This window comes from Lactobacillus sp. CBA3606 (assembly GCF_002970935.1).
In the GTDB taxonomy this organism is placed as follows: domain Bacteria; phylum Bacillota; class Bacilli; order Lactobacillales; family Lactobacillaceae; genus Lactiplantibacillus.
Window position 1 is genome coordinate 379,361 of the sequence record NZ_CP027194.1, and the last position, 23,608, is coordinate 402,968.

Annotated in this window: 22 protein-coding genes; 15 read left to right on the forward strand and 7 right to left on the reverse strand. The window is 44.0% G+C overall.

Annotated elements, in window-relative coordinates:
• The first annotated feature begins 40 nt into the window (after positions 1–40).
• From C5Z26_RS01995 to C5Z26_RS12580, 4 genes are all read left to right on the forward strand, one after another.
• Entirely contained in the window at positions 41–1,297 is a 1,257-nt protein-coding gene (locus tag C5Z26_RS01995; RefSeq protein ID WP_105448360.1) for an RNA-guided endonuclease InsQ/TnpB family protein, read from the forward strand.
• Positions 1,298–1,555: 258 nt separating this feature from the next.
• The gene (locus tag C5Z26_RS02000) at positions 1,556–2,254 is read left to right on the forward strand and encodes a DUF6883 domain-containing protein (protein ID WP_105448361.1); all 699 of its coding nucleotides are present in this window, start codon (positions 1,556–1,558) and stop codon (positions 2,252–2,254) included.
• Positions 2,244–2,426, forward strand: a complete 183-nt coding sequence (locus C5Z26_RS02005) for a hypothetical protein (protein WP_105448362.1) — start codon at positions 2,244–2,246, stop codon at positions 2,424–2,426. Before C5Z26_RS02000 ends, C5Z26_RS02005 begins: the two co-directional genes overlap by 11 nt.
• A gap of 492 nt (positions 2,427–2,918) precedes the next feature.
• Complete coding sequence (locus C5Z26_RS12580) at positions 2,919–3,299, forward strand: DUF4355 domain-containing protein (RefSeq protein WP_234005709.1); 381 nt, start codon at positions 2,919–2,921, stop codon at positions 3,297–3,299.
• Between the two features lie 262 nt (positions 3,300–3,561).
• On the opposite strand, the gene C5Z26_RS02015 is transcribed toward C5Z26_RS12580, so the two are convergent.
• A complete protein-coding gene (locus C5Z26_RS02015; RefSeq protein ID WP_105448363.1) occupies positions 3,562–3,777 on the reverse strand; it encodes a CsbD family protein in 216 nt (71 codons plus the stop codon).
• Between the two features lie 129 nt (positions 3,778–3,906).
• The gene (locus C5Z26_RS02020; RefSeq protein ID WP_105448364.1) at positions 3,907–5,346 is read right to left on the reverse strand and encodes a C69 family dipeptidase; all 1,440 of its coding nucleotides are present in this window, start codon (positions 5,344–5,346) and stop codon (positions 3,907–3,909) included.
• A gap of 128 nt (positions 5,347–5,474) precedes the next feature.
• Between C5Z26_RS02020 and C5Z26_RS02025 the strand changes: the two genes are divergently transcribed.
• From C5Z26_RS02025 to C5Z26_RS02045, 5 genes are all read left to right on the forward strand, one after another.
• Positions 5,475–6,368, forward strand: a complete 894-nt coding sequence (locus C5Z26_RS02025) for a YitT family protein (protein ID WP_105448365.1) — start codon at positions 5,475–5,477, stop codon at positions 6,366–6,368.
• Between the two features lie 51 nt (positions 6,369–6,419).
• On the forward strand, positions 6,420–6,614 hold the full coding sequence (gene thmT / locus C5Z26_RS02030; protein WP_105448366.1) for a 2-hydroxymuconate tautomerase: 195 nt from the start codon (positions 6,420–6,422) through the stop codon (positions 6,612–6,614).
• An 86-nt stretch (positions 6,615–6,700) separates the two neighbouring features.
• On the forward strand, positions 6,701–8,023 hold the full coding sequence (gene lysA, locus C5Z26_RS02035) for a diaminopimelate decarboxylase (protein WP_105448367.1): 1,323 nt from the start codon (positions 6,701–6,703) through the stop codon (positions 8,021–8,023).
• A 222-nt stretch (positions 8,024–8,245) separates the two neighbouring features.
• Positions 8,246–9,019 carry a potassium channel family protein gene (locus C5Z26_RS02040; protein ID WP_105448368.1) on the forward strand — a complete coding sequence of 258 codons (774 nt, stop codon included), beginning with the start codon at positions 8,246–8,248 and terminating at the stop codon, positions 9,017–9,019.
• Between the two features lie 179 nt (positions 9,020–9,198).
• Positions 9,199–9,534 carry a hypothetical protein gene (locus C5Z26_RS02045; protein ID WP_105448369.1) on the forward strand — a complete coding sequence of 112 codons (336 nt, stop codon included), beginning with the start codon at positions 9,199–9,201 and terminating at the stop codon, positions 9,532–9,534.
• A 47-nt stretch (positions 9,535–9,581) separates the two neighbouring features.
• On the opposite strand, the gene C5Z26_RS02050 is transcribed toward C5Z26_RS02045, so the two are convergent.
• On the reverse strand, positions 9,582–10,391 hold the full coding sequence (locus C5Z26_RS02050) for a Cof-type HAD-IIB family hydrolase (protein ID WP_105448370.1): 810 nt from the start codon (positions 10,389–10,391) through the stop codon (positions 9,582–9,584).
• 146 nt (positions 10,392–10,537) lie between these two features.
• Here C5Z26_RS02050 and C5Z26_RS02055 point away from each other — a divergent pair, with 146 nt between their 5' ends.
• Positions 10,538–11,905: an RsmF rRNA methyltransferase first C-terminal domain-containing protein gene (locus C5Z26_RS02055; protein ID WP_105448371.1), complete on the forward strand. Its 1,368-nt coding sequence runs from the start codon at positions 10,538–10,540 to the stop codon at positions 11,903–11,905.
• A 356-nt stretch (positions 11,906–12,261) separates the two neighbouring features.
• On the opposite strand, the gene fni is transcribed toward C5Z26_RS02055, so the two are convergent.
• From fni to mvk, 4 genes are all read right to left on the reverse strand, one after another.
• Positions 12,262–13,302 carry a type 2 isopentenyl-diphosphate Delta-isomerase gene (gene fni, locus C5Z26_RS02060; protein WP_105448372.1) on the reverse strand — a complete coding sequence of 347 codons (1,041 nt, stop codon included), beginning with the start codon at positions 13,300–13,302 and terminating at the stop codon, positions 12,262–12,264.
• 93 nt (positions 13,303–13,395) lie between these two features.
• Positions 13,396–14,487, reverse strand: a complete 1,092-nt coding sequence (locus C5Z26_RS02065) for a phosphomevalonate kinase (RefSeq protein WP_105450106.1) — start codon at positions 14,485–14,487, stop codon at positions 13,396–13,398.
• A 69-nt stretch (positions 14,488–14,556) separates the two neighbouring features.
• A complete protein-coding gene (gene mvaD / locus C5Z26_RS02070; RefSeq protein WP_105448373.1) occupies positions 14,557–15,537 on the reverse strand; it encodes a diphosphomevalonate decarboxylase in 981 nt (326 codons plus the stop codon).
• A 14-nt stretch (positions 15,538–15,551) separates the two neighbouring features.
• The gene (gene mvk / locus C5Z26_RS02075) at positions 15,552–16,490 is read right to left on the reverse strand and encodes a mevalonate kinase (protein WP_105448374.1); all 939 of its coding nucleotides are present in this window, start codon (positions 16,488–16,490) and stop codon (positions 15,552–15,554) included.
• A gap of 357 nt (positions 16,491–16,847) precedes the next feature.
• Between mvk and C5Z26_RS02080 the strand changes: the two genes are divergently transcribed.
• The 5 genes from C5Z26_RS02080 (at position 16,848) to C5Z26_RS02100 (ending at position 23,566) form a co-directional block, all read left to right on the forward strand.
• Positions 16,848–19,652 carry a helicase C-terminal domain-containing protein gene (locus C5Z26_RS02080; RefSeq protein ID WP_105448375.1) on the forward strand — a complete coding sequence of 935 codons (2,805 nt, stop codon included), beginning with the start codon at positions 16,848–16,850 and terminating at the stop codon, positions 19,650–19,652.
• Between the two features lie 71 nt (positions 19,653–19,723).
• Positions 19,724–20,224 carry a cell wall elongation regulator TseB-like domain-containing protein gene (locus C5Z26_RS02085; protein WP_105448376.1) on the forward strand — a complete coding sequence of 167 codons (501 nt, stop codon included), beginning with the start codon at positions 19,724–19,726 and terminating at the stop codon, positions 20,222–20,224.
• A 22-nt stretch (positions 20,225–20,246) separates the two neighbouring features.
• Complete coding sequence (locus tag C5Z26_RS02090) at positions 20,247–21,446, forward strand: pyridoxal phosphate-dependent aminotransferase (RefSeq protein ID WP_105448377.1); 1,200 nt, start codon at positions 20,247–20,249, stop codon at positions 21,444–21,446.
• Between the two features lie 17 nt (positions 21,447–21,463).
• Complete coding sequence (asnS, locus tag C5Z26_RS02095) at positions 21,464–22,762, forward strand: asparagine--tRNA ligase (RefSeq protein ID WP_105448378.1); 1,299 nt, start codon at positions 21,464–21,466, stop codon at positions 22,760–22,762.
• A 72-nt stretch (positions 22,763–22,834) separates the two neighbouring features.
• A complete protein-coding gene (locus C5Z26_RS02100) occupies positions 22,835–23,566 on the forward strand; it encodes a DnaD domain-containing protein (protein ID WP_105448379.1) in 732 nt (243 codons plus the stop codon).
• Positions 23,567–23,608 lie beyond the last annotated feature (42 nt).

Here is a 23,608-nt window from a genome sequence, read left to right on the forward strand (position 1 = left end):
TGTTATACTCAGTATAACACAATTAAGGAGGTGAATTCGTATGAGTAAAACGATGGCCCAGCTACCCTATCATTATGGTGTCAAAGTGCGTGTTTTCCCAGCCACTGAACAAAAACGGTTGATCAAACACAATAGTGATGCGAGTCGCTTTATCTATAACGAAATGAATGGTATGAATCGGGAATTACTTATGTTACGTCAAGTTAAAATTCCTATCACCATGGTTCAGCAACGTATTCAGACATTAGAACAGCGTCTTAAGTCACCAGCAACTGGCATTTCAAACATCCATGGCTGGCTTAATGATCATGATCTAGATAGCCTGATGAAGGCTAATGCTATCAAAAACTATCGTGCTGCTTGGAACCTTTTTCGTAAGGTTCATCAGTCAGGCACACCAGTTTTCCATAAAAAGCAAACTGAGCAAAAATATCAAACTTCCTGCCTGTATGCTAGTAAGGTAGGTAATCCTGGTATGGCTAATGGTAGTGTTCGATTACTCGACCAGCAGCATATACAATTACCAAAATTGGGTACCTTACGGTTCAAGGGAATGCCTACTAAATTACTTAATCGGCAAGATGATGTGCGGATTGGAACGACAACTATCTCAATGGATGCCACTGGTCGGTACTATATCTCGATGCAACTGGCTTCTGAACGACCGTTTGTCAGTGAAGTAAAGAATAAAACAGCCATAGCTATTGGCATTGACTTAAATATTGATAATTTTCTAACTGATTCTAACGGCAACATTGTTGCCAATCCACATTACTATCGTTCCATTAAGGGCAAACTTGCAAAAGCCCAGCGCAAGCTATCGCGCCGTGCACTTCGTGCGAAGAAGGAACACCGTCCTTTACGCAATGCTAAAAATTATCAAAAACAACGGGCAATTGTCGCAACTATCCAACGTAAAGTAGCCAATCGACGTAAAAACTTCTTGCATCTCGTCTCGACAACACTAATCAAGAACCACGATTTGGTTGTCGCTGAAGAGTTGCGGAGTAAGAACATGCTACGAAATCACGCCCTGGCGATGAGTATTGCCGATGTAGGTTGGCGCACGTTTTTGGGTATGTTGTCCTATAAAGCTGATCTGTACGGGCAGAAATTTATTACCGTGAACCCTCGAAACACGACGCAAACGTGTGCTGATTGTGGCTACTTAATGCATGGTGATGAAAAGCTAACTCTTGCAGATCGTGAATGGACGTGCCCACAGTGTGGCGTCCATCACATTCGAGATTGGAATGCCGCTAAGAATATTTTGGCAAAAGGCTCAACAAGCGCCTAGCTTGCTTGTCCGTCTGGCAACCTGCGGACAGTAAAGGCTTTGGTAATTAGCACGTAAGACCTGTTTACAGGCAACCGCTGTATCTAAGCAAATTGTGGTCATTGTACCGTTAGGTGCGATTCTCACAAGCTTCCGACTTTAGTCGGGAGTGGTTGACACAGATCTAGTAGTGCATCGTAGGCACGATTGGTTAGAGGAATCTTTTGAATACTTTTTGTCGTTTTGGGCGTATCTAGCATCATATCTTTTAGTCCATTGTTGTTTACCTTAGCTGTTATTCACTTATCAAACAGTCCGTATAAGTTAAATCGAACTGCTAACGATCCAATTGATGGTAATCTGATTAAATTAAAGCCTGATGCTACTTATGCGGAATGGGAAAAGGCTTTAGTCTTGAAGCACGGTAAGTACGAAGTTGACAAGAGTAACCAGCGGACTAATAGCTATCCTGCTGACAAAGCATTTTATGATGAAATGTCTGCATTCATTAGCGATAAACATATGCCAACCTTCAATAAGTTTCAAGAAATGAAGTATAATGATGATAGAGATTGGCGTAATTTGCATCTTGACTATTTACGTCAGAATAAGCTTAACAATCATTTAGAGTTACAATTACCTAATTTAAATAATTTGGATTTACCAATTGCCAAGTTCACTAAGTATTTGTTCAATCCTGGCAGTGAGGTTGGATGGCCTAAGGGTCAGTTAATTACTAATAAGCTTGGAATTGGAACGAACAATTATCAAGAACTACGAAAGATTATTTTAGATGCTGCCGTGAAGTATCCAGCGATATCCAAAGGTGACTTGGGGCACGGTGAACGTTATCAACAAAATATCATTGTTTATGATAAGGATAACCATGCAACCAATATGTTAGTTGCGTGGATTGATGATCATGGTTCTACACGGATGACAACTACTTTTATCGAGGAGGCTAAGGATGGAAATTAAAGAGTTTGATGATGTTGTGTTGAAAGATGGACGTACAGCGGGAATCGTTGAAGTTCTCGATAGTACGCACTTCTTAGCTGATGTTGGCGATGGACCGAGTGACTGGGAAAATATTGCAATTGAATTAAAAGATATTGAACGAGTTTACAATCGTCCAAGTGATTTCAAGTAGAGCTATCGGCAATTATATTACTGATGGCTTTTTAATTTGACCTGAGCATGTCACTAAACTACTCAAACTAAATAGCATGCGTGGGTCTGATAAGGATGCCACGATCAATTTAGCACAATTTGTGGGGCCTTCGGGCAATGCACGGGGTGCTTTTTTTGTGGGCTGATTTATCAGGAATGCGTGGGTATGGAGGAACTTAATTATGAAAAAACTACTGAAACTAAAGATGAATTTACAAATGTTTGCCGAAGGTGGCGATGAAGCCAGTGGTGATGGTGCTAACGCTGCTGATGTTGTGGCCGATAATGGTAATGTTGATTAAAATGATAGCAAGGACGGCGACGCTAAGGATGGTAAGCCAGTTACGCCATTTAAATCGTTTGCCAACGAGAAAGAATGGCAGTCGAGTGTTGATAAGCTAATCCAAACAGCTATTAAAACACATGACGAAAAGCCAGCCAGCACAGCTGAACAGAAAAAGGACTATACAAAATGTCAGACCTCGAAAAAGCTCAGTATGACCGTGATAATTTTCAGACTAAGCTAGCCGAAGCAGAACGTCACGGCAAGATTATTGAAAATCGGGCTAAAATGACTGAACAGCTCGGCGCTGATGACTTGCCTACTGGTTTTATTGCTATGTTTGGTGAAAGAACACTTGCTGATGATGGGGTTGAAGAAGCCTATAAAGCTATCAAAGAGGTATTTAGGGATAATTTGCAAAAGGCAATTGACAAACGAATCTCGGTCTCGGCGACAACCTCGCCTACTGACACTAGTGATGCTAAAAAGTCAGAAGGAGCCACAGTAGCTGAACAATTGAATGGTTCACAACAAGGTAGTTCGTCCAGCTTATGGGTTCCTTTAGCATAATCAATAAAACGAGGCCGAGACCACTAACGACTAACATTCTTTTTCCTCCAAATTATCTTGGCTCTATCAGGCCCAGGCGCTTTTTAGATAGCACTGGTAATTGAGATACTGTCGTACTTCTCTTCACCAATACAATTGGTATTAAATATGAAGCTGTCGTCACTTGTTTCAAGCGGCAAGTGGTGAACCAATGCAAAAAAAAACCAGCACCGCCTAAAGCCGTTGGTTCGGCAAATTAGGTGATACTGATTCGTATAAAAACTTATTTATCGGACTGATTTAATTTTTCTTTGGCACCATCTACGGCACCTTTGACTGAGTCTTTGGCATCCGCTAACTTTTCTTTCGCTTTGCCAATTAACCCTTCTGTTTTACCCTCAGTTTCGCGGGCTTTATCACCGGTAACTTTACCCTCAACCTCTTTAGCCTTACCACTAACCTTATCTTTAGTGCTATCGATCTTTTCATCTAAACTCATCAGATAACCTCCCTTAATCATAAGAATTGTTATCATTATGCCGTAGCGTTTAAAGAATGGCCAATAATATGCTCACGCTTATCAAAACGATAATAAATGCTTGAAAAACAAATGCTTCGATTCGATGAGTTACAGATTCAAATCGGTTTGATAATTTAAGGGTGACAGGTCCGTGCTAATGGTAATCAAGTCGGCCGCCAGTTGTTGCATGGCCGTTAAAGCTAAGGTCGCCGCAGTCGCATTGGCTTGATCAAGCGCGGCTGGCAAAGCCGTTGCTGATAAGGTTTTAAGGGTGGCATCCGTGGTTATTAGATGATGACCAAGCTGAATCGCTAAGTCCTGTTGCACGGCTTGCAATTTGGGATGCAGGTCATGATAATGAGCATCGACTAAGACACCAACGTGTTTAAAAATCCAATAGGCGGACTGAGGATCAAACTTTTCAGTCGCTAATTGATAGGCAGCTGGAGTGGTGTCTGCGCCCGCATAAAAAGGCACGTAGACGCTTTCAGCGGCGACACCCATCGCTAACCAGTGAATCCCACTAATTGCAGTGGGATAGTCTGGCCGAATTTGCAAGACGTGAGATTCCTGAGTTTTGGCTAGACTGATTGGTCGATAGCGGTGCTTATCGGCATCAGTGCCACCACCAACGGGGTCAAAGGGAGTACCTTCATAGTGTGAAGCTAAGAAGTGTTGTGCCTCGTCAATATGAATCAAGCGGTTCGCACGTTGAATAAAAGGTAAGTTGAATGATTCAGGTGTTTGGTCGATTTCGGGACTAAAGTAACGCTGCCCATCCCAAACGCGAGGGGTATTGTAGTGTTGGTCTGAAACGTCAGCAGTCCCAAAGACTTCCCGGAAGTTCAGGCCGTTAGTCATTGAGGCTAATTGATGGTCTACGACGAAATCGCGAATCCCTTTTGCATATAAGAAATTCTCGTGGTCAGCTAAATCAATTTCTTGAATAGCTAACTGGTTAGCAACGACTGCATAGGCGTCGTCAGGAATCCGTTGTGCCACCCAATAGTGGCCGGCACCGGTTTCCATGTACCAGACTTCTTCGGCATCGCTAAAGAGAATGCCATTAGTCTCATAAGTTCCAGCAGTTTCAATAATGTGACCGAGGCGTTCTACTCCGGCCCGTGCTGAGTGAATGTAAGGTAATGTTACGGTAACCATCGCTTCTTCACCAATGCCATTTTGCACGTATGGATCAGCGGCGAGAACGCGTGTATTACAATAAGCACTCTCAGTGGCACTCATAGCGACGCCGTATTCATTAATGCCGTCTTCTTCAAATAACCCAAACTTCGGGGTCCATTCGGGGGTAGCGGTATATTTAGCGCGGATTTTGGGCAAAGTCAGCTCAAACGGATGCGCAACATCCGCTGATTTAAATGTTGGGGCAGTGGTAAATTCGGCATGCGCATGAACGACAAGCTTTTTCGCCCAAGCGGCCCGTGAATCTTCATTGCGGCCAATCATGGTTGAGCCATCCGCCGTGGCATTTTTACCGACTAGGATACTGGTACAAGCGGAATAAGGATTAAACTGATGGGTCAGCATAAGGGACCTTCTTTCTAAAAGTAAACCGACAAGAAAAATTTTCTAATCTAATTTTAGCATTTATATGAATAAATGGGGCTTTTTCGCTATAATAGCAAGTGAGAAAAATAGGAAAAGAAGGTTAGGGCATGTCACATCTTTCAAATCCACGATTAGCCTTTCTTTGGCAACTAGTTGTCATGGTGGCTTCGGCGGTGGTTTCAGCATTTGCATTGAATGAATTTTTGATTCCGGCAAACACGTTTAGTGGTGGGGTTAATGGGATTGCTCAGCTTTTATATTCAGCCGGCAAGCCGCTGGGACTGCAAATTAACACCGGGTATTATATCCTGGTATTTAACGTCCCAATCGCCTTGTTAGGTTGGTTTAAGTTAGGTCATCGGTTTACGATTATGAGCTTTGTAACGGCCTTTTTAACGTCGCTGGCCGCAGTTTTGATGCCGGTCACCAATATTGCCCATAATCCGTTACTGGGCGCTCTATTTGGCGGGATTTTGACCGGAGTCGGTATTGGCATAACGATGCGTTACGGTTTTTCGACGGGCGGTTTTGATATTATCGTCCTCGTATTAGAACGAGCAACAGGACGGACCGTTGGTAGCTTGATGTTCCTGATAAATTTTGCCATCATTCTATTGTCTGGCCTGTTGTTTAGTTGGGAAAATGCATTATTTACGATCATTTCGATTTATGCGGCGACAAGAATGGTGGATTTAATTCATACGCGCCATCAAAAGTTGACGGCGATTATTGTGACAACGAAGCCAGATGCAGTGGCACAAGCGATTCAAACGGCGATTCTACGGGGAGTTACGATGACTGATTCCAAAGGGGCGTATTCTGGGCAACCGAATGCGACGTTAATGGTTGTCTTAAATCGCTATGAATTATACGCATTACAGGCGTCAGTTAGTACCACTGATGCGCATGCGTTTATTAATATTTTAAATACAGTTGATACTAGCGGTTTATTTATGAATGAGCGGGAACAAGCAGAACAACGCCAACAGTTGCAAAATTAGAAAATTAAGGTATGATTAGATTTTATAAGATAATAATAGGAGTGTGACCACATGCCAATCGTACACATTGATTTAATTGCCGGACGTTCACAATCACAACTTAAAGCACTGGTTAAGGACGTGACGACGGCCGTTAGTAAGAACACTGGCGCGCCGGCTGAACATATTCATGTCATTTTGAATGAAATGCAAAAGGACCGCTACAGTGTTGGCGGTGTTTTAAAAAGTGATGAAGCTGCCGAATAGGCGGTGAATTGCTTGGACCGGCCGGGTTAAAGGGCCGGTTCTTTTAGAATCGAGCCACGTGGTCTAATAAAAAGTGAGGTTAAATTGTGAATGAACAAATTACGCCAGCCGTTTTAAATACGGCAAAACATTTAACGGTCGGCGGGGTTGATACGCTGGCGCTAGCACAACAGTATCAAACCCCCCTCTATGTTTATGATACGGGGGCAATTCGGGCCGAAATTGCGGCGTTCAAACAAGTCTTTGAAGCCAATCAAGTCCATTATCAGATTAGTTATGCCAGTAAGGCCTTTGCAACGGTTGCGATGTACCAGTTGGCAGCGCAAGCTGGGATTCACTGTGATGTCGTGTCTGGCGGTGAATTATATACTGCCAAGCAAGCTGGTTTTCCGATGGCTAAGTTGTCATTTCATGGTAATAACAAGTCGATTGAAGAATTAACAATGGCATTGGATGCTGGTGTCGGTTGCATTATGGTTGATAATTTTTATGAATTGCAATTATTAGCACGGTTAACGGCCGAACGTGAACAGTTGACAACCATTATGTTACGGATTGCACCTGGAATTTCAGCGCATACCCATGAGTATATTTCGACCGGGCAAGCGGATTCTAAGTTTGGCTTTGACTTGCATAGTGGTCAAGCGGATACAGCAGTCAAACAAGCACAGGCTGCGCCATACTTAGATTTGGTCGGTATTCATTGTCATATTGGTTCCCAGATTTTTGAAGTCGATGGTTTTAAGCTGATCGTGGATAAGCTAGTGGCTGTATTTGCCCGCTGGCAGACCGAGTTAAACTTTTATCCTAAAATTATGAATGTTGGGGGTGGCTTCGGCGTCAAGTATACGTCAGCTGATCAACCCCTATTACCAACTGAATTCGTGGATGCAATCATTAAGGAGACCATCGCACAAACGCAAGCGCATGCGGTACCCATGTTAGAAATCTGGATTGAACCGGGGCGGTCATTGGTCGCAACGGCCGGGATGACGTTGTATACGTTGGGCGCCACTAAAGAAATTCCTGGAATTCGGAAATATTTGGCGGTTGATGGTGGGATGGGCGATAATATCCGACCGGCCTTGTATGAAGCAAAATATGAAGCTGTCTTGGCTAAGAACCCAACGTTACCAAGTGATGAGGTTGTCTCGATTGCCGGTAAGTATTGTGAATCTGGCGATATGTTGATTTGGAATCAGCAGTTGCCGGCTACACAGCCGGGTGACATTTTAGCCGTTTTAGATACGGGGGCCTACGGGTATTCAATGGCAAGTAACTATAACCGCAATCCACGGCCCGCCGTGGTCTTTTGTGAAGATGGTCATAGCCAGCTGGTCGTTCAACGAGAGACGTATGCCGATTTGGTCCGGTTAGACGTGCCGTTGGTGACAAAGGTCAATAATTAAAAGCGTTTGATGTGCCAGTAGGTGAGTCAAGCAGGCCTTAACTGGCGATTTAGGGTAATTTTTTTGGCGTCCAATAACTCATTGCGGGTTAGGTTGGATGCCATTTTATTTGTGCAGATTGAGAATCTTAATAAACCAATAAATTTAGGGGGTCGTGACTAGTTAATTTAAGCCGATAAGACTATATTATTAACTAGTTTATAGTGCTAGGAGTCTGATCATATGGGGAAACGACAGCAAAGTTTGGTCGTCGGCTATCATTTAGCAGTCACAATATTAACCCTCTTGTCCGTTGGTAATGTTATTTTAATGACGTTTCACATTGGTGATTGGCAAGTGGAACGGGTGGTGGCTAATAGTTTATTGGCGGTCTTTGCAATTGACTACTTAGTTCGCTTTGTGACCGCTCATGATCGTAAAATGTTTTTGATTCATTCAGCGTTTGATCTGATTGGGATTATTCCGATGCATCCTATCTTTGCCTTGTTTCGCTTGGGTCGGTTGGCACGGATGATTCAGTATCACCATCTTTTTTGGCGTTTAGGCCTAGACGGCAAGTGGTCACATGATTTTCATCGTTTTGTTTATAGCACCGGTTTTATTTATCTATTTTCAATTAGTATTGCCATCATTGTGCTAAGTGCGCTGTTATTTTCGGTTTTTGAACATCAAAGCTTATCGAATTCCCTGTGGTGGGCGATTACTACCGCGACAACGGTCGGTTATGGCGATGAGACACCGCATACGCCCGTTGGTAAAATTATTGCCGCCGCGCTAATGTTCGGTGGAATTGGGTTTATTGGGTTGCTAACTAGTACGATTACGGACTTCTTCACGACTCAGACTAGTGAGAACGACAGGCTAAAGCCGGCTGATAGTCAAGCGGATATTCAGTTATTATTAGCTAAAATCGAGACTTTAACTCAAAAAGTAGATGCGTTACAGACCGAGGTTAAACGCAGTGAAAGGCGGCAGCGGTCTAAAAATCAGCACTGAATTGAAAGGCATTTGGGATTAGCCCAAATGTCTTTTTGACGATAACCACTTTGATCACACAACTGCACGCGAATATTAATAAGCTTTCCAAATAAAACACTAAGTTTTTCATTCACGATTAACTGCGCTAAATTAGACTTATTCACTGTAACTAAGCTGACTTGGAGGGGCGGTTTTTCGTGGAAAAAAAGCAACCAGAATTCGACTGGTTAAATCGAATTAATTGGCGCATGCTGGGGGTACTAATTGCGAGCTTGGTATTAGTTGTAGGTAGCAAGACGCAAGTCGTTCAAGCCCACCAATCCGAACCAACGATGGTGCAGACAGCGTCTAAAAGTAGGTATCAGGTTAAACATCCAGAAGTGATTGATAGCCGCAGTGGTGCATTGTTGGTAGTAGCAACTAATGGAAATGATAGTACAACTAAAGTGAATGAAATCAGTATTGCTTTTTTAATTGCAGTATTGGTGATTGGCGGCTCCTGTTGGTATCGAGCGCGCCATTATGAGAAATGAGTGTCATAAAAAAACCGCCAGCTTGCCATGGCGGTTTTAGTTTGGCCCTATTCAGCTAATTTAAAATAATCTTGTAAATAGCGCGCTACGCCATTTTGATCATTATCATAGGCAGTCACGTCATCAGCGGTTGCCTTGATACTAGCAGTACCGTTACGCATGGCGACGCCGAGGCCGGCATATTGCAACATCTCTAAATCATTATGTTCATCGCCAAAGGCAATAATGTTTTGGCGTGGAATATGAAACTGGTCGGCTAAGTAAGCGACGCCCTTGGCCTTATGCACGCCTTTTGACGTAATTTCCAAAATGGCATTTGGCCCACCCCAAACGCCAACATCGACGAAATCACCAAAGTGGTCATTAATCCAAGCAATAATGGTTGATCGTTGGGCCGGCTTTACGAGTAAGACCAGTGAGTTAGGATTCCGGGTTAAATTGGCCGGTGTAATTGGTAAGCTTTTAGCAATTTCAGGGAAAAATTGACCTGCAATTAGGTCTTGTCCGGCCGTTAAGGTACTGTTTTTGTTTTCAGCAATGATTTGATTAATCCCCAATTGTTCACGGTGTTGCACCAAAGCGAAGACAATCGCTTTATTAACCGTGAATTGATATTCCGAATCCCATCGCTGGTGGGGTAAATGTCCCAATGAACCATTAAAATTAATCATAGGACTGGTTAGTTGGAGCTCATCATAAATCAATTGCGAGCCTTGATAAGAACGACCGGTAATAATACTAACTAAGTGGCCGGCCGTTTGCAGGCGTTGCATGATTTGGATGGTGGGTAAGTTTAATTTAGAACTGGCATTCAACGTGGTGCCGTCTAAATCTAATGCAATCAATTTTCGTTCCATTAAAAAAACACCTCAATTATCAGAAATACGCTTAGTCTTTTCAATTTAGCATATTTTCTGAAAGAATGCGAATGTGGATCAGCGAGGGCGGTTCGAAGTGTGGTAATCTATTCTATGATCATGTTTTGAATTAGGAGGACTGACGGTTGAACTTACCAGCAGAATTTATTACAAAATATCAAAAATTACTTGGTCCAGCAGCGCCGGCTTTTTTTGCGGCATTTGATGAACCGGTTGAAAAAGGCTTCCGCGTTAATCCGGAAAAAGCAGTGACGCCCGCAATGCGTGCCAAAATGGCTGACCCGATTGCTTACAGTGAAATCGGTTATTATGGCAAAGTTAATGGTAATTCGCTAGAACATTTAGCTGGCGCTGTTTATAGCCAAGAACCCAGTGCGATGACGGTTGGAGAAGTGGCGCGACCAGAATTGAATGAGCGGGTTTTAGATTTATGTGCGGCCCCTGGTGGCAAGACGACGCATTTATTAAGTTATTTAAAACAAACGGGGTTATTAGTCACAAATGAAATCAACCCCAAACGTGTCACGGCGTTAGGTGATAATGTCGAGCGGTATGGCGCCCGCAATGCTGTGATTATGAATGAGACCCCCGCGCATTTAGCGCAGGCGTTACCACACTTTTTTGACCGGATTTTAGTGGATGCCCCTTGTTCTGGTGAAGGCATGTTTCGTAAGGATCCGGATGCGATGCAATATTGGTCGCCTGAGTATCCAGCTGAATGTGCAACCCGCCAACGAGAAATCCTAACTGAGACGGTTAAGATGCTACGGCCAGGCGGACATTTGATTTATTCAACGTGTACGTTTGCACCTGAAGAAGACGAACAAATGATTGCATGGTTATTGGCGACTTATCCAGCATTGGCACTAGAACCAATCGAAAAAAGTGCTGGTATGGTGGCAGCTAAACCCGAATGGGCCGATAATAATCCTGAATTAGCGAAGGCTGTCCGGTTATTTCCACACTTAGTGCGTGGTGAAGGTCATTTTATTGCAAAGCTGGTTTATCGTGATGAGACCAAGGTTAAACCAGTCAAAGTTGTTCGTGATAGCTTAACGCCAGCTCAGCGACAATTATGGCACCAATTTTTAACGCAATTGCAGGTGACCGACTTTCCTGCGCTGGTCTTGCAAGCACATGGGGATCAGTTGTATGGATTGCCAGCAATGATGCCGGTCACGCGCCGGTTAAAAGTTTTTCGTCCAGGTATTCAATTAGGGACCTTTAAGAAAAAACGATTTGAACCTAGTTATGCGTTAGCCTTGGCTAGTGATGATTTGAACCTACCTAAATTGCCTATTACTGCGACACAATGGACTAAATATGTTCATGGTGAAACTTTTGAACTAACGGCACCAGCGATGACCGGTTTTGTGGTACTAACTTGTGCCGGCTTACCAGTTGGTTTTGGGAAAGTTGTTGGCCGGACCGTGAAGAATTTCTTTCCAAAAGGCTTACGTTTCTTAGCGACAACGGAAAATTCAACCCTATAATAGGGACATCTTTAACACAAAAAACCTCGCGCTGCTGTGACTGCGCGAGGTTTTTGTATGTTAAAGACTAACCGTCCGTTGACGGAGAACTTGAATGCAATAGGTACAGTAGCTGACTGAGTTGGTCTTTAAAAATGAGCGAATTTCAGTTAGCGCTGGTTTGGGGACCTCAAAAAGAAAGTAGGCCCGATCACGTTTGTTTAATGGTTTACCACAGTTTTGACAAATTAGCATTTTAATCGCTCCCATCCGTTTAAGCCTAGCTTACCGAAAGTAACGCTAATTGGATAAGATTGACATTTGAAAGGATACTGGCATATCTAAAGCAGGGACTGCAAGGGGTTCATACTCGTTTATTAGGGTGTCAGCGTTTGGCGATAAGCTAACAACGTAGGTGAAAAAATCAATTTATCACGCATTTGATGTAAGTCACTAATTTTGTTAGCTCCGACTAGTGCCATTAGTAATTTAAATTGCGCTTGCCAGTCGTTTAACTGGGCAATGACTTCAGCGTCAGTGTGATGTAAAAGGGCGTGTAAGACGACGCCCGCGATGCCCACTGCATCGGCGCCTAGAATTAGGGCCTTTAAAGCATCTAAGGGGTGGCGGATGCCACCAGCCGCTAAAATTGTTAAATCTTGTGGATGGTCCTGAACGGCTAATAAAGATTCAACCGTTGATAAGCCAAAGTTATCTAAATAGGCCATATCACGCGCTGGCCGCCGGCGGTTTTCAATCTCGACAAAGTTAGTGCCGCCATGTCCGCCTAAATCAAGATAGCGGACGCCGGCTTGGTAAAGCTGGGTCATCGTGGGCTTAGAGATACCAAAGCCCACTTCTTTAGCGATGACCGGGATTGGTAGGGTGGTCGCTAATTGTTGAATGTTCGCTAACCATTTAAAGTCGCGGTCACCTTCTGGCATGACAATTTCTTGAACAACGTTTAGATGCAATTCTAAGGCATCAGCGGCTAACATTTGAATGGCTGTTTTAGCAGCGGCTAAGGAGTGCCCAGCACCAAGATTGGCAAAGACTAAGCCCGTTGGATTAGCGGTCCGGACATTAGCAAAAGTCGGGGCTAAGCTGGGATCTTTAATGGCAACACTTTGGGAGCCAGTGGCAATTGGCAAGTGACAGGCGGCCGCAATGGTGCCTAACCGAGTATTCAAACGCCCGGTTTGAATTGAACCACCCGTCATCGCTTCGATATAGAGTGGGGTAGCCCAGTGCCATTTTCCAACGGTAGCCTGGGTTGAAATTTCCGCCACAGTGGTTTCTGGCAAGGCATCGTGACGTAGACGGAGGTCGTCGAATCCGTTTGGTTGATCGGCATGGTAATATTTTTCAGCTAATGAGACATGTTCATCTTTACGATGAGATTGCATACTTTGTGGCATGGGCCACCTCCAAATAAACAAAATTAAGGTTAAAAAAACGAATCGGCACCGCGACCTGCTTAGTGGCCGGAGCGATTCGTATTTAAAGTCAGTTTAAGCTTTCGAGATTGGGCTATCACCAACTAAATGCACGTTTAGGTTCAAGCGTTCGATGCCTTCATGCGCCCACTGTTTTAGAAGTGGGGCTGGATTGATGGCTTGGTCAATTAAGACGATGCCACAATCACCGCCACCAGCACCAGAAGTTTTAGCGGCCGCACCGGCGGCTTCAGCGATGGCAATCATTTTTTTGAGCATGGGCGTTTCAATCGTGACTTGACTAAAGGCGCCTAAGGCTTGTAATAACTGTCGATTTTGACGTAACTCCGCTTGGATTTCAGCCAGATTGTGCGTGTGAAAGCCTTGAATCATCCGTTTTAAGCAAGTTTTACTAGCAGCTAAAAAGGTTTGGTATTCGGACCGTTGCTTAGCTTTCACCAAGGCCACCTTGTCAACTAAGTGTGAAGTTGAGGCCGGCGACCCGGTCCAACCGATAATCAGCCGAAGATCGGCTGGCGGTGTCAGTAGCTCAATATTTAAATCTGGCCAGTCCATGGCAAGTAAGTCAGTTAATGAGGCTGTTTGGCGTTGCTTAGCTAACCATTGCCGATTAAAAGAGTGGTAGGCAATCCAGCCACCATAAACACTTGCCGCAATATCCCCTAAGGAACCGTTACCTTGGACGGAGAGGTGAGCAATCGCAGCTAATTTAAAGAGCTTACTTTTATCCATTGATAAGTGGTAGAACTCACAGAGCGCTTTGACCGTGGCAACGGTGACGGCGGCAGATGAGCCTAAACCGTATTTTTTGCCATCGGAACTATCTAGCTCACTATTAATGCCGAGGTGATAAACGCCCAGTTCACGCCCAGCTTCACGGGCATAACTTTCAGTTAAGCTAATTGCTGAAAGAATGTAGTGGAATGGATTATCGCGATTGTCAAACACCATTTTGTTGCCACGGCGTTGCCAAAAGATTGAGTTTTCTTGATATTGCTTCGAAACGATACTTCCGAAAGTATCACTAGGTGAAATTGTGGCCGTCACAAATTGGTCGAGAGCCACAATAATGGCCGGAAAGCCAGACTCAACCACTGCATATTCCCCTGCAATGTAGAGTTTTCCAGGTGCTTTCACCGTAATCATGCCATCATGTCCTTTCATGGTAGTAACACCGCACGCAGTTAGTCACTACCAGTCAAAATTAAGTCTAAATTAATTGGTTGTCATTGTAATTCCTGGGCCCGGTTTAGCAATGATGAGTTGTTCGGCGGTAAAGTGTGTTTGTAACGCGCTGGTGATTTTAGCAGTATCTTTACCAGCACAAATAATCTTCACGTTGGGCCCAGCATCCAAAGTATAATAACAGTTAATCCCCCGTGCACGCAAGTTTTCAACGATTTTAATGGTTGTTAACGTATCCGCAGTGAAATAATTAAAAGCTGGTTTAGCGCTTAGATTCAAAGCGTGCATCCGCATGGCGTTGGTCTCGGCAATTTCACCGACCGCAGTTAAGTTCCGGTCAGCGATAGCCGTGCGCATCTGTGCTAAATCATGATTAGCTGTTTTGACCCAAGCCGCATAATAAGGAGACGTTTGGACGACGCGGGCCATGCCATTAGTTGAACTGATGGGCTTTTTATGTGCCTGCAAGACAACTGCAATCATTTGAATGTCCCAATCAACGGGATCTTGAATGGTCTCCGCATAGGAACTGGCGTCATCATGGCCAGCATGCCATTCAACGAAGCCACCGAAAATGGAGCGGGTGGCTGACCCAGATCCGCGCCGTGCTAGCCGACTTAATTCAGTTGGTGTGAGGGTTAAGCCGGCTGCTTGGCTACTGGCTGCCGCTAAGGCCGCAAAGCCAGAAGCCGATGAGGCTAAGCCGGCCGAAGTGGGGACATGGTTACTGGTCTTGACAATCGCCCGGGCGGTTTGACCACTTAGCTGGCGAACAAGGTCGAGAAAGCTGACCATGCGCCGAGCCTTGCCAGGGGCTAGCTTCGTCTGATTAAAATAAATAACATCTTGATTAGCCTTAGCGTCAAAGGTGACACTCGTTTCGGTATAAAAATGATCTAAAGTTAATGAGATACTGCCATTTTGAGGTAGCATCAATGTGGCATCTTTTTTCCCCCAGTATTTAACGAGTGCAATATTGGTGTGGGCTTTAGCAGTAACAGTTTTTGACATGTGGGTCCTCCAAATTAATCAGTTGGTAATAGGGGTTCAACCCAAGTAGCGGTCGCCCCAGCGGCGGAAAGTTTTTGTGACAGATTATTTGCAATGCTAGCTTCAGGGGCGATGGCGATGAGACAGCCACCTTGACCGCTCCCCGTTAATTTAGCCGCTACGGCGCCATTTTGGCGGGCCACTGCCAAGAGCTGTTCTAAGGCTGGGTGGCTAACTCCTAATGAACGCAAATCATCTTGTGCACCATTCAAAGCCGTGGCTAAGGCCGTTAAATTACCGGTCGCTAAGGCTGAACGTGTTTGTTCGGTGAGCTGGCCTAAGTGTTCGATTCGGCTTTGAATAGTCGTTCCTTCAACCATTAAAAGATTTTTAACGGTTGCCACGGCCACTTTGGTCTGACTTTTAATGCCGGTGTCCGCAATCACTAAATAACCGGGTAATTTAATGGGAATTGGAAAGTTTTCACGATCTTTAATAAACCAGACCGGTGAATTAGCACTTGCGGTCGCCACATCTAAGCCGCTTGGTTGCCCGTGAGTATAACTTTCGGCAATATTAGCGGTTCGGAGTAAGTCCTGATGTGATAAGGGCTGTTCAAAGAAGTCATAAAGCGCCCGTGTCACTGCTACGGCGGCCGCCGCTGAAGAACCCATGCCGCGTTCCGAAGGGATATCACTGGTAATATGAATATCGAAGCCTTGATTAGGACGCTCAAAACGAGCTAACAAAGTTTTGATTAAGGCTTGGATACCACCTAAGTTAGCGCTCATCATTTGAAAGTCCCCATTAAAGTAACGACTTTTAACCGTTTGAGCCGTATCACGGCGGTGAATGACGGCTTGCATTTGAATCGTCGAAATCGGTAAGGCGATGGCGGGTTGTCCGTAGACGACGCCATGTTCGCCAATTAAAATGATTTTGGCATGACTAGTGCCGGTAGCTAGATTTTTCAATCGTGTCGCTGCCTTTCTAAATGGATTAATAATAGGATAATGATACCTTAGAATTTAGTTTTTTGCTACGTTCCATTAGGGGCCGGTTAGTAATTTATCGGATTTATAAAGAACAGTTACAAAAGTTTGAGTAAAATCTAACAAAAATGGGGTCAGTTGAGACTAGTCCGGTGACTAAAAGTTGAATCTGACCAGTTAGGTCAACAATTATGGTAAGCTTAGGGCTAAAATTTAGGACCGTTTGGGCGTGTTAACGCTTGAAATCGACCATAATTCGCTTTACGTCTATGCTATAATTTAAAGAGACTAATTTTTTCAGAAAAAATAATATTAAAGACTGAATTTGGGGAAATGACCATGAAACCAAACACGACCTATGCCGTTGTTGATATTGAAACAACTGGTACTAGTGTTAAGGATGGCGATCGTATCATTCAAATTGGCTGTGCGTTCGTCAAAAACAATAAAATAATTAATACTTTTGCAGCGGATGTTAATCCACTGACGAAAGTGCCACCGGTGATTGAAAATTTAACCGGTATTAGTAATGCGCGGGTGCGTAAAGCGCCGCCATTTGATGACTTGGCAGGGACGATTTATAGTCTTTTACAAGGCACTGTTTTTGTGGCGCACAATGTTAATTTTGATTTACCGTTCATCAATGCTGAATTACAACGAGTTGGCTATCCAGAATTGCCGATTCAAGCGGTTGATACGGTTTCGTTGAGTCAGATTTTATTGCCAACGGCCCCGAGCTTTCGTTTGCGAGATTTAAGTGCGCTATTGACGATTGAACATCAACATCCGCATGCTGCTGATAGTGATGCAATTGCGACGGCCCATTTGTTTATCTTTTTGCAACAACGCTTAGCACAGTTACCGTTGACGACGTTGCAACAAATGGTGCAACTAACGCCGGAATTACCACGCGATACAGCGGAACTATTTGCGTATGCCTTACAACAAGGGAAAAAGCATCCGGGCCGGTTGCCACATGATTTAATGATCAAGAACGGGTTAGCATTGCGCAAAAAAAAGTTGCCGCAACAACCAGTTGGCCGTAGCGATGCTCGTTATCCGTTAACTAAGGTGCAAAAAGTGCACCTATTTGGCACGGATTTACGGTATCGACCACAGCAAGCGCGGATGATGAACCAAATTTATCGGCATTATACGAAAGCTAGCAGTCAAAATGAACCGTTGTTAATTGAGGCGCCGACCGGAACTGGCAAGACACTGGGCTATTTGTTGCCACTGGCGTACTTGGCGCAAGGACAACGGCAAGTAATCATCAGTACGGCAACCACGGTGTTGCAGAATCAACTGTTAGACCAAGGCGTTCAACTCTTAAACGTGTTATTACCTAATCCGGTCACCGCAGTCGTCATTAAAGGAAATCAGCATTATGTTGATTTAGACCGGTTTGCGCGGGGGCTGGCGTTACATGAGCATTCTAAGCAAACGCAACTCCTAAAATTACGTGTGTTAGTATGGTTGACCACGACGACAACGGGTGATTTAGATGAACTTCATCTGACCACTTATCAGGCCCCTTACTTTAAAGAAATCGCGCATCATGGGGTGGCCTCACTTAAGGCGGATGATCCGTTCTTCAAAGATGACTTTTTACGGTTTCGGGATCAGCAGATGGCCCAAGCAACCTTTATTATTACGAACCACGCTTATTTGATGCAACACGTGGCGCAATTAGGTAGTCGACAACAACAGCCATTATTAGTTTTAGATGAGGCACAGCATCTCGCTGAAGGCGTCTTACGGGAATCGCGACAACGCTTTGATTTCAACTTCTTCATGGCAGCTTGTCATAGTTTGACCAGTCGGATTGATCAAGAACACGGGCTGAATCTACGGGCGCTGTTTGCCGAACAACCACAATCCGATTATCGGTTAAAGTTATTAGATAATTCCTTGAATGATACGGATTTACATTTGCAACAATTACAAGCGGCCTTAGCGCGGGAATTTGTCGTCGCACAAAAGGGTGGCAGTCAGCCGGTTGAAATTGCGGTTACAACCGAAGCGGTCACGGCCTTTTTTGCAACGCATAATAGTTTGATTAAGCAATTGCAGACGGCGATTGAGAATTGTTTCTTACAATTTCAACAATTGAATGAACAATATCAACATGATCAAGCGGAAGTATTGCCTTCTGAGCAACATGTTCTCGATGATTTTTATAATCGGATGCAGGATTTACGCCAAGGCTATGATTTGTTACGAACGTGGTTAATGCCAGCGACGCGTGAACAGCGGGTCTTTTGGATTACCCTGAATCAGTGGCATGATCGTGGTAGCTTGAGTTTGTCAGGTAGTTTGATTGATACGAAGGGGTATTTCAAGGAACAGCTCTATCCGTATTTCAGTGCGCCATTGTTTACGGGTGCGACGTTATTTGCGACAGGAAAGTCACAGTATGTTTATACGCAATTGGACCTTGATGAAAAGACAACGGTCCATCATCAATTATCAACCCCATTTGATTTAGAAAAGCAGGCGCGGCTATTAATTGCCACGGATGCTGTCGGTCCAGAAGCCCCCGGTGGTAAGCAACGGGTCGCCTACTTAACGCAGGCCATTAATGCCATTGCGATGGCGACACCCAAGCAAACACTGGTCTTATTTAATTCGTTGAACATGATTGAAGCAGTCTTTCATGGGCTACATCAAACGAAGTTAAGTGCAGATCGTGAAATCTTGGCTCAGGGTGTCAATGGCAGTCGCGAGAAATTATTGCGGCGTTTTGTTCAAGGTGATCATGCGATTCTATTAGGGGCGGCTAGTTTTTGGGAAGGCATTGATTTGCCACAAGACCAATTAGAGTTATTAATTATTACCCAATTGCCCTTTGAATCACCGGATCGTACCACAACTAAGGCCCGTTACCAGCAATTACGGCAGGCCAAGCTTAATCCATTCTATAATGAAGCGTTACCAAAGGCTGCGTTACGGTTACGTCAGGGGATTGGCCGGCTCATTCGTACGGAACAAGATACGGGTGCTGCGGTTATTTTAGATGATCGCCTCGTTACAAAGCGGTATGGACAAACAATTTTAAAGGCGTTACCTAAAACAATGCCGCCAGTTAATGGCTCAATTGCTGAAATTACAACGGAACTACAAAGTTTTTTCAAAACTAAGTAAGAAAGCGTTCCGTGCCCGGTGTAATTTGCTATAATTAGGCTATCTATTTTTTGAAAGGATCCGGAAAAACTATGAGAGTTCAACGTAGAAGACGTCCAGAACGACTAATCATGATCATTTTGTTAGTGGTCTTAGCAATTATTGTGGCCGTCTATGGGACCCTATGGGTGGCCCAACGTCCGGTGCACAATGCCCAAAAAACAGCTTATAGTTTAGCTGTTAGTAAAGGCAAGCTAAAAACGACGACGGCATTTTCTCAGTATAATGGGACAGCTAGTTATTATGTGGTTACCGGGACTTCTAAAAAGAATGTACCAGTATATGCCTTGATTAAGACTAAAAAGCCTCATCAGACGACAATTGTGAAGCAATCCGCCGGAATTACTCGTACGAAGGCCCTACGCAAAGTTTGGTCGAAACGTAATCCTAGCAAAGTGATCAAAGCCACGTTAGGCGTGTATGAAGGTCAAGTTGTTTGGGAAATTACGTATTTAAATCAGAAAAAAGCCCTCTGTTATGAAATTTTACAGTATGCTACTGGTAGTGAAATAAAATCAATTATTAATATTTAAATGTAAAGGAGCTCGGTCATCAATGGAATTATCGCATAAAGTCATGCAGATTCAGCCATCCGCGACCTTAAAAATTAGTGCGCAAGCAAAACAAATGATTGCGGCCGGTATCGATGTTATTAATCTGGGAATTGGTGAACCGGATTATCAGACGCCAGAAAATATTAAACAGGCGGCAATCACGAGTATCACTAATGGACAGGCCAGTTTTTATACACCGGCAACTGGATTACCCGCATTAAAACAAGCGATTAGTCAACGAATTATGGCTGATCATGGCTATCAATTTGACCCGAGCCAAATTGTCGTGACCGATGGCGCTAAAATGGCGTTATTTACGTTATTTCAGGTTATTTTGAATCCGGATGATGAAGTTTTATTGCCAGTTCCGTATTGGGTGAGCTATTCGGAACAAGTTAAACTAGCTGGTGGGGTGCCAGTTGAAGTTGGGACTGACCGGCAACTACGGTTCACGATTGCGGACTTAGAAGCCCAACGAACGACTAAGACCAAAGCCCTTGTCTTGAATTCACCACAAAATCCATCAGGGTTAGTTTTTAGTCGCGCAGAATTAACGGCAATCGTTAATTGGGCGGTTCAACATGATATTTTAATCATTGCGGACGAAATTTATGAGAAACTATTATATAATGGCAATCATTTTACGTCGGTATTGGAATTAGATGCTGCCAATATGGATCACATTGTGCTCATTAATGGGGTTTCAAAGGCTTATTCGATGACTGGCTGGCGGATTGGCTATGCCGCTGGTCCTAAAGCAATCATGGCGAAAATGGGTGTGGTTTTAGGCCATGCGGCTAGCAATCCAGCCGCAGTATCACAATATGCGGCCATTGAGGCGTTTGGAGGTGACCAGACGTCCGTGGAAACAATGCGTCAAGGGTTTGAAAAACGCTTGAACGACTTGTATCCACTAATTAATGCGCTACCGGGCTTCAAGTTGCCAAGTGGTAAGCCAGCGGGGGCTTTTTATCTGTTCCCAGATGTGACGGAAACGTTACGGCTGACCGGGTATGCGGATGCGCCGGCGTTAGTAAGTGCTATCCTGACTGAGGCCCATGTTGGTTTAGTGCCAGGCGAAGCCTTTGGATTGCCTGGTCATATTCGGTTAAGTTATGCGACGGATTTAGAGTCGTTACATACTGCTTATCGCCGGCTAAAAACATTTATTGATCAAAAAATTGCTGAACAAGCGAAATAACTGGAGGATTTAAATTAATGGTGCAAGAAATCAACATTACACAAGCTAAAGACCATGTTGACGAAAAAGTTAAAATTGGGGTCTGGCTAACAAATAAGCGTTCAAGCGGTAAAATTGCGTTTTTACAATTACGTGATGGGACAGCCTTTTTCCAAGGGGTTGTTGTTAAGAGTCAAGTGACACCTGCCGTTTTTGAACTAGCTAAAGAAGTTAAACAAGAAACCAGTATGTGGTTGACTGGGGTCATTCATGAAGATAGTCGCTCAAAATTCGGTTACGAAATCGAAGTTGAAGACATTGAAGTTGTCGGCGAAAGTGAAGACTATCCGATTACCCCGAAAGAACATGGGGTTGATTTCTTAATGGATCATCGTCATTTATGGTTACGTTCAACGCGGCCATGGGCGGTTATGAATATTCGTAATGAAGTTATCCGAGCAACGTACGAATTCTTCAATCAAGAAGGCTTTATCAAGATGGATTCACCAATTCTGACTGGGAGTGCCCCAGAAGGAACTACTGAATTGTTCCATACTGAATACTTCGATCGGGATGCTTACTTATCACAAAGTGGGCAATTATACGCTGAAGCTGGGGCTTTAGCCTATGGCAAGGTCTTCACCTTTGGGCCAACTTTTAGAGCTGAAAAATCTAAGACACGGCGGCATTTGATTGAATTTTGGATGATTGAACCTGAAATGGCGTTCATGCATCAAGAACAAAGCTTAGAAGTTCAAGAACGTTACATTGCCTTCTTAGTTCAAAGTGTCATTGACAACTGCAAGTATGCCTTGGATATTTTAGATCGCGATGTTGAAAAATTACAAAAGTATACGAAGTTACCTTACCCACGAATCAGTTATGATGAAGCAATTGATTTATTAAAGGCAAATGACTTTGATGTGGAATGGGGCGCTGATTTTGGCTCACCAGAAGAAACTTTCTTGGCGGACCATTTCGACCAACCAGTTTTCGTTCTCAACTATCCTAAGGCTATCAAGCCGTTTTATATGAAGCCACATCCAACCCGTAAAGATGTTGTGATTTGTGCCGATTTATTAGCGCCTGAGGGCTATGGTGAAATTATTGGTGGTTCTGAACGGGCCACTGATTATGACTACTTACTTGATCAAATTAAAAAAGCGGGTCTAGATCCTAAAGACTACGCTTGGTATTTAGATTTGCGTAAGTATGGTAGTGTGCCACATGCTGGCTTTGGTTTGGGCTTGGAACGTTTCTTGACGTGGATTACCTCTGAGGACCATGTGCGTGAAACAATCCCATTCCCACGGTTATTGAACCGTATTTACCCGTAAAATTTTAAATGAGTGGTAGGCAGGGAGTGAGACAAAATTGTCGCACTCCCTGTTTGTTCAGGAGGTTATGTGATGGAACCATTAGCACAAGCGTTAGTCAATGGCGGTCAGACCAATATTGCCAATAGTTTATTAAGTCATTATCGCGCCATTGGTCTCACAAATGATGAATTATTAGTCTATCTGCAATTTAAGCGGTTGATGGATCAAGGCGATCAATTTCCGGATGCGGGGGTCGTTGCACAAAGTTTAGGCGAGACGACGAATACTGTTTTTCAGCGGTTACATGAGATGTTAGCTAAGAAGTTACTGACGATTGAGTCGATTACGGCAGCTGATCAAAAAATTCATGATCGGTATAATTTTGATGGCCTCTACGACAAGTTGGCGGTGGCTTTGAAGCAGGAACCGACCGTGGCTATCGTCACTGGGACTGCGGCAGCAGTCACTGAGAATCCACGTCAAAAAGTGTTTAAAGCGATTGAAACTGAATTCGGTCGGGCACTTTCACCGATGGAGATGGAACGGGTCAGTCGTTGGTTTGATGAAGATCACTACGATCCCGAAATCATTAAACTTGGGTTGCAGGAAGCTGTTTTACGACAAGTATATAATTTAACTTATATTGATCGTATTTTGCTTAATTGGCAAAAACGACATCTGACGACCGCAGTTCAAATTGAAGCTGATCGGCGTCAAGGGATTGAGCAACGGTTGAATTCAGCACCAAAACCCCAACGACAGACCGGGGAGCATGCTGGTCCCCAGATGCCGCTGTTTAAGTTGGGTGAAACTCAAAATTGAAGGTTTAATCTCAGTTGACCCTGAGTGGATAACCAAAAACGC

Bases quoted from the DNA above. Each gene is read 5' to 3' on its own strand.
- C5Z26_RS01995 (WP_105448360.1), top strand. From the start codon at position 41: ATGAGTAAAACGATGGCCCAGCTACCCTATCATTATGGTGTCAAAGTG.
- C5Z26_RS02005 (WP_105448362.1), top strand. From the start codon at position 2,244: ATGGAAATTAAAGAGTTTGATGATGTTGTGTTGAAAGATGGACGTACA.
- C5Z26_RS12580 (WP_234005709.1), top strand. From the start codon at position 2,919: ATGTCAGACCTCGAAAAAGCTCAGTATGACCGTGATAATTTTCAGACT.
- C5Z26_RS02015 (WP_105448363.1), bottom strand. From the start codon at position 3,777: ATGAGTTTAGATGAAAAGATCGATAGCACTAAAGATAAGGTTAGTGGT.
- C5Z26_RS02020 (WP_105448364.1), bottom strand. From the start codon at position 5,346: ATGCTGACCCATCAGTTTAATCCTTATTCCGCTTGTACCAGTATCCTA.
- C5Z26_RS02025 (WP_105448365.1), top strand. From the start codon at position 5,475: ATGTCACATCTTTCAAATCCACGATTAGCCTTTCTTTGGCAACTAGTT.
- thmT (WP_105448366.1), top strand. From the start codon at position 6,420: ATGCCAATCGTACACATTGATTTAATTGCCGGACGTTCACAATCACAA.
- C5Z26_RS02040 (WP_105448368.1), top strand. From the start codon at position 8,246: ATGGGGAAACGACAGCAAAGTTTGGTCGTCGGCTATCATTTAGCAGTC.
- C5Z26_RS02050 (WP_105448370.1), bottom strand. From the start codon at position 10,391: ATGGAACGAAAATTGATTGCATTAGATTTAGACGGCACCACGTTGAAT.
- fni (WP_105448372.1), bottom strand. From the start codon at position 13,302: ATGCCACAAAGTATGCAATCTCATCGTAAAGATGAACATGTCTCATTA.
- C5Z26_RS02065 (WP_105450106.1), bottom strand. From the start codon at position 14,487: ATGATTACGGTGAAAGCACCTGGAAAACTCTACATTGCAGGGGAATAT.
- mvaD (WP_105448373.1), bottom strand. From the start codon at position 15,537: ATGTCAAAAACTGTTACTGCTAAAGCCCACACCAATATTGCACTCGTT.
- C5Z26_RS02080 (WP_105448375.1), top strand. From the start codon at position 16,848: ATGAAACCAAACACGACCTATGCCGTTGTTGATATTGAAACAACTGGT.
- C5Z26_RS02085 (WP_105448376.1), top strand. From the start codon at position 19,724: ATGAGAGTTCAACGTAGAAGACGTCCAGAACGACTAATCATGATCATT.
- C5Z26_RS02090 (WP_105448377.1), top strand. From the start codon at position 20,247: ATGGAATTATCGCATAAAGTCATGCAGATTCAGCCATCCGCGACCTTA.
- asnS (WP_105448378.1), top strand. From the start codon at position 21,464: ATGGTGCAAGAAATCAACATTACACAAGCTAAAGACCATGTTGACGAA.
- C5Z26_RS02100 (WP_105448379.1), top strand. From the start codon at position 22,835: ATGGAACCATTAGCACAAGCGTTAGTCAATGGCGGTCAGACCAATATT.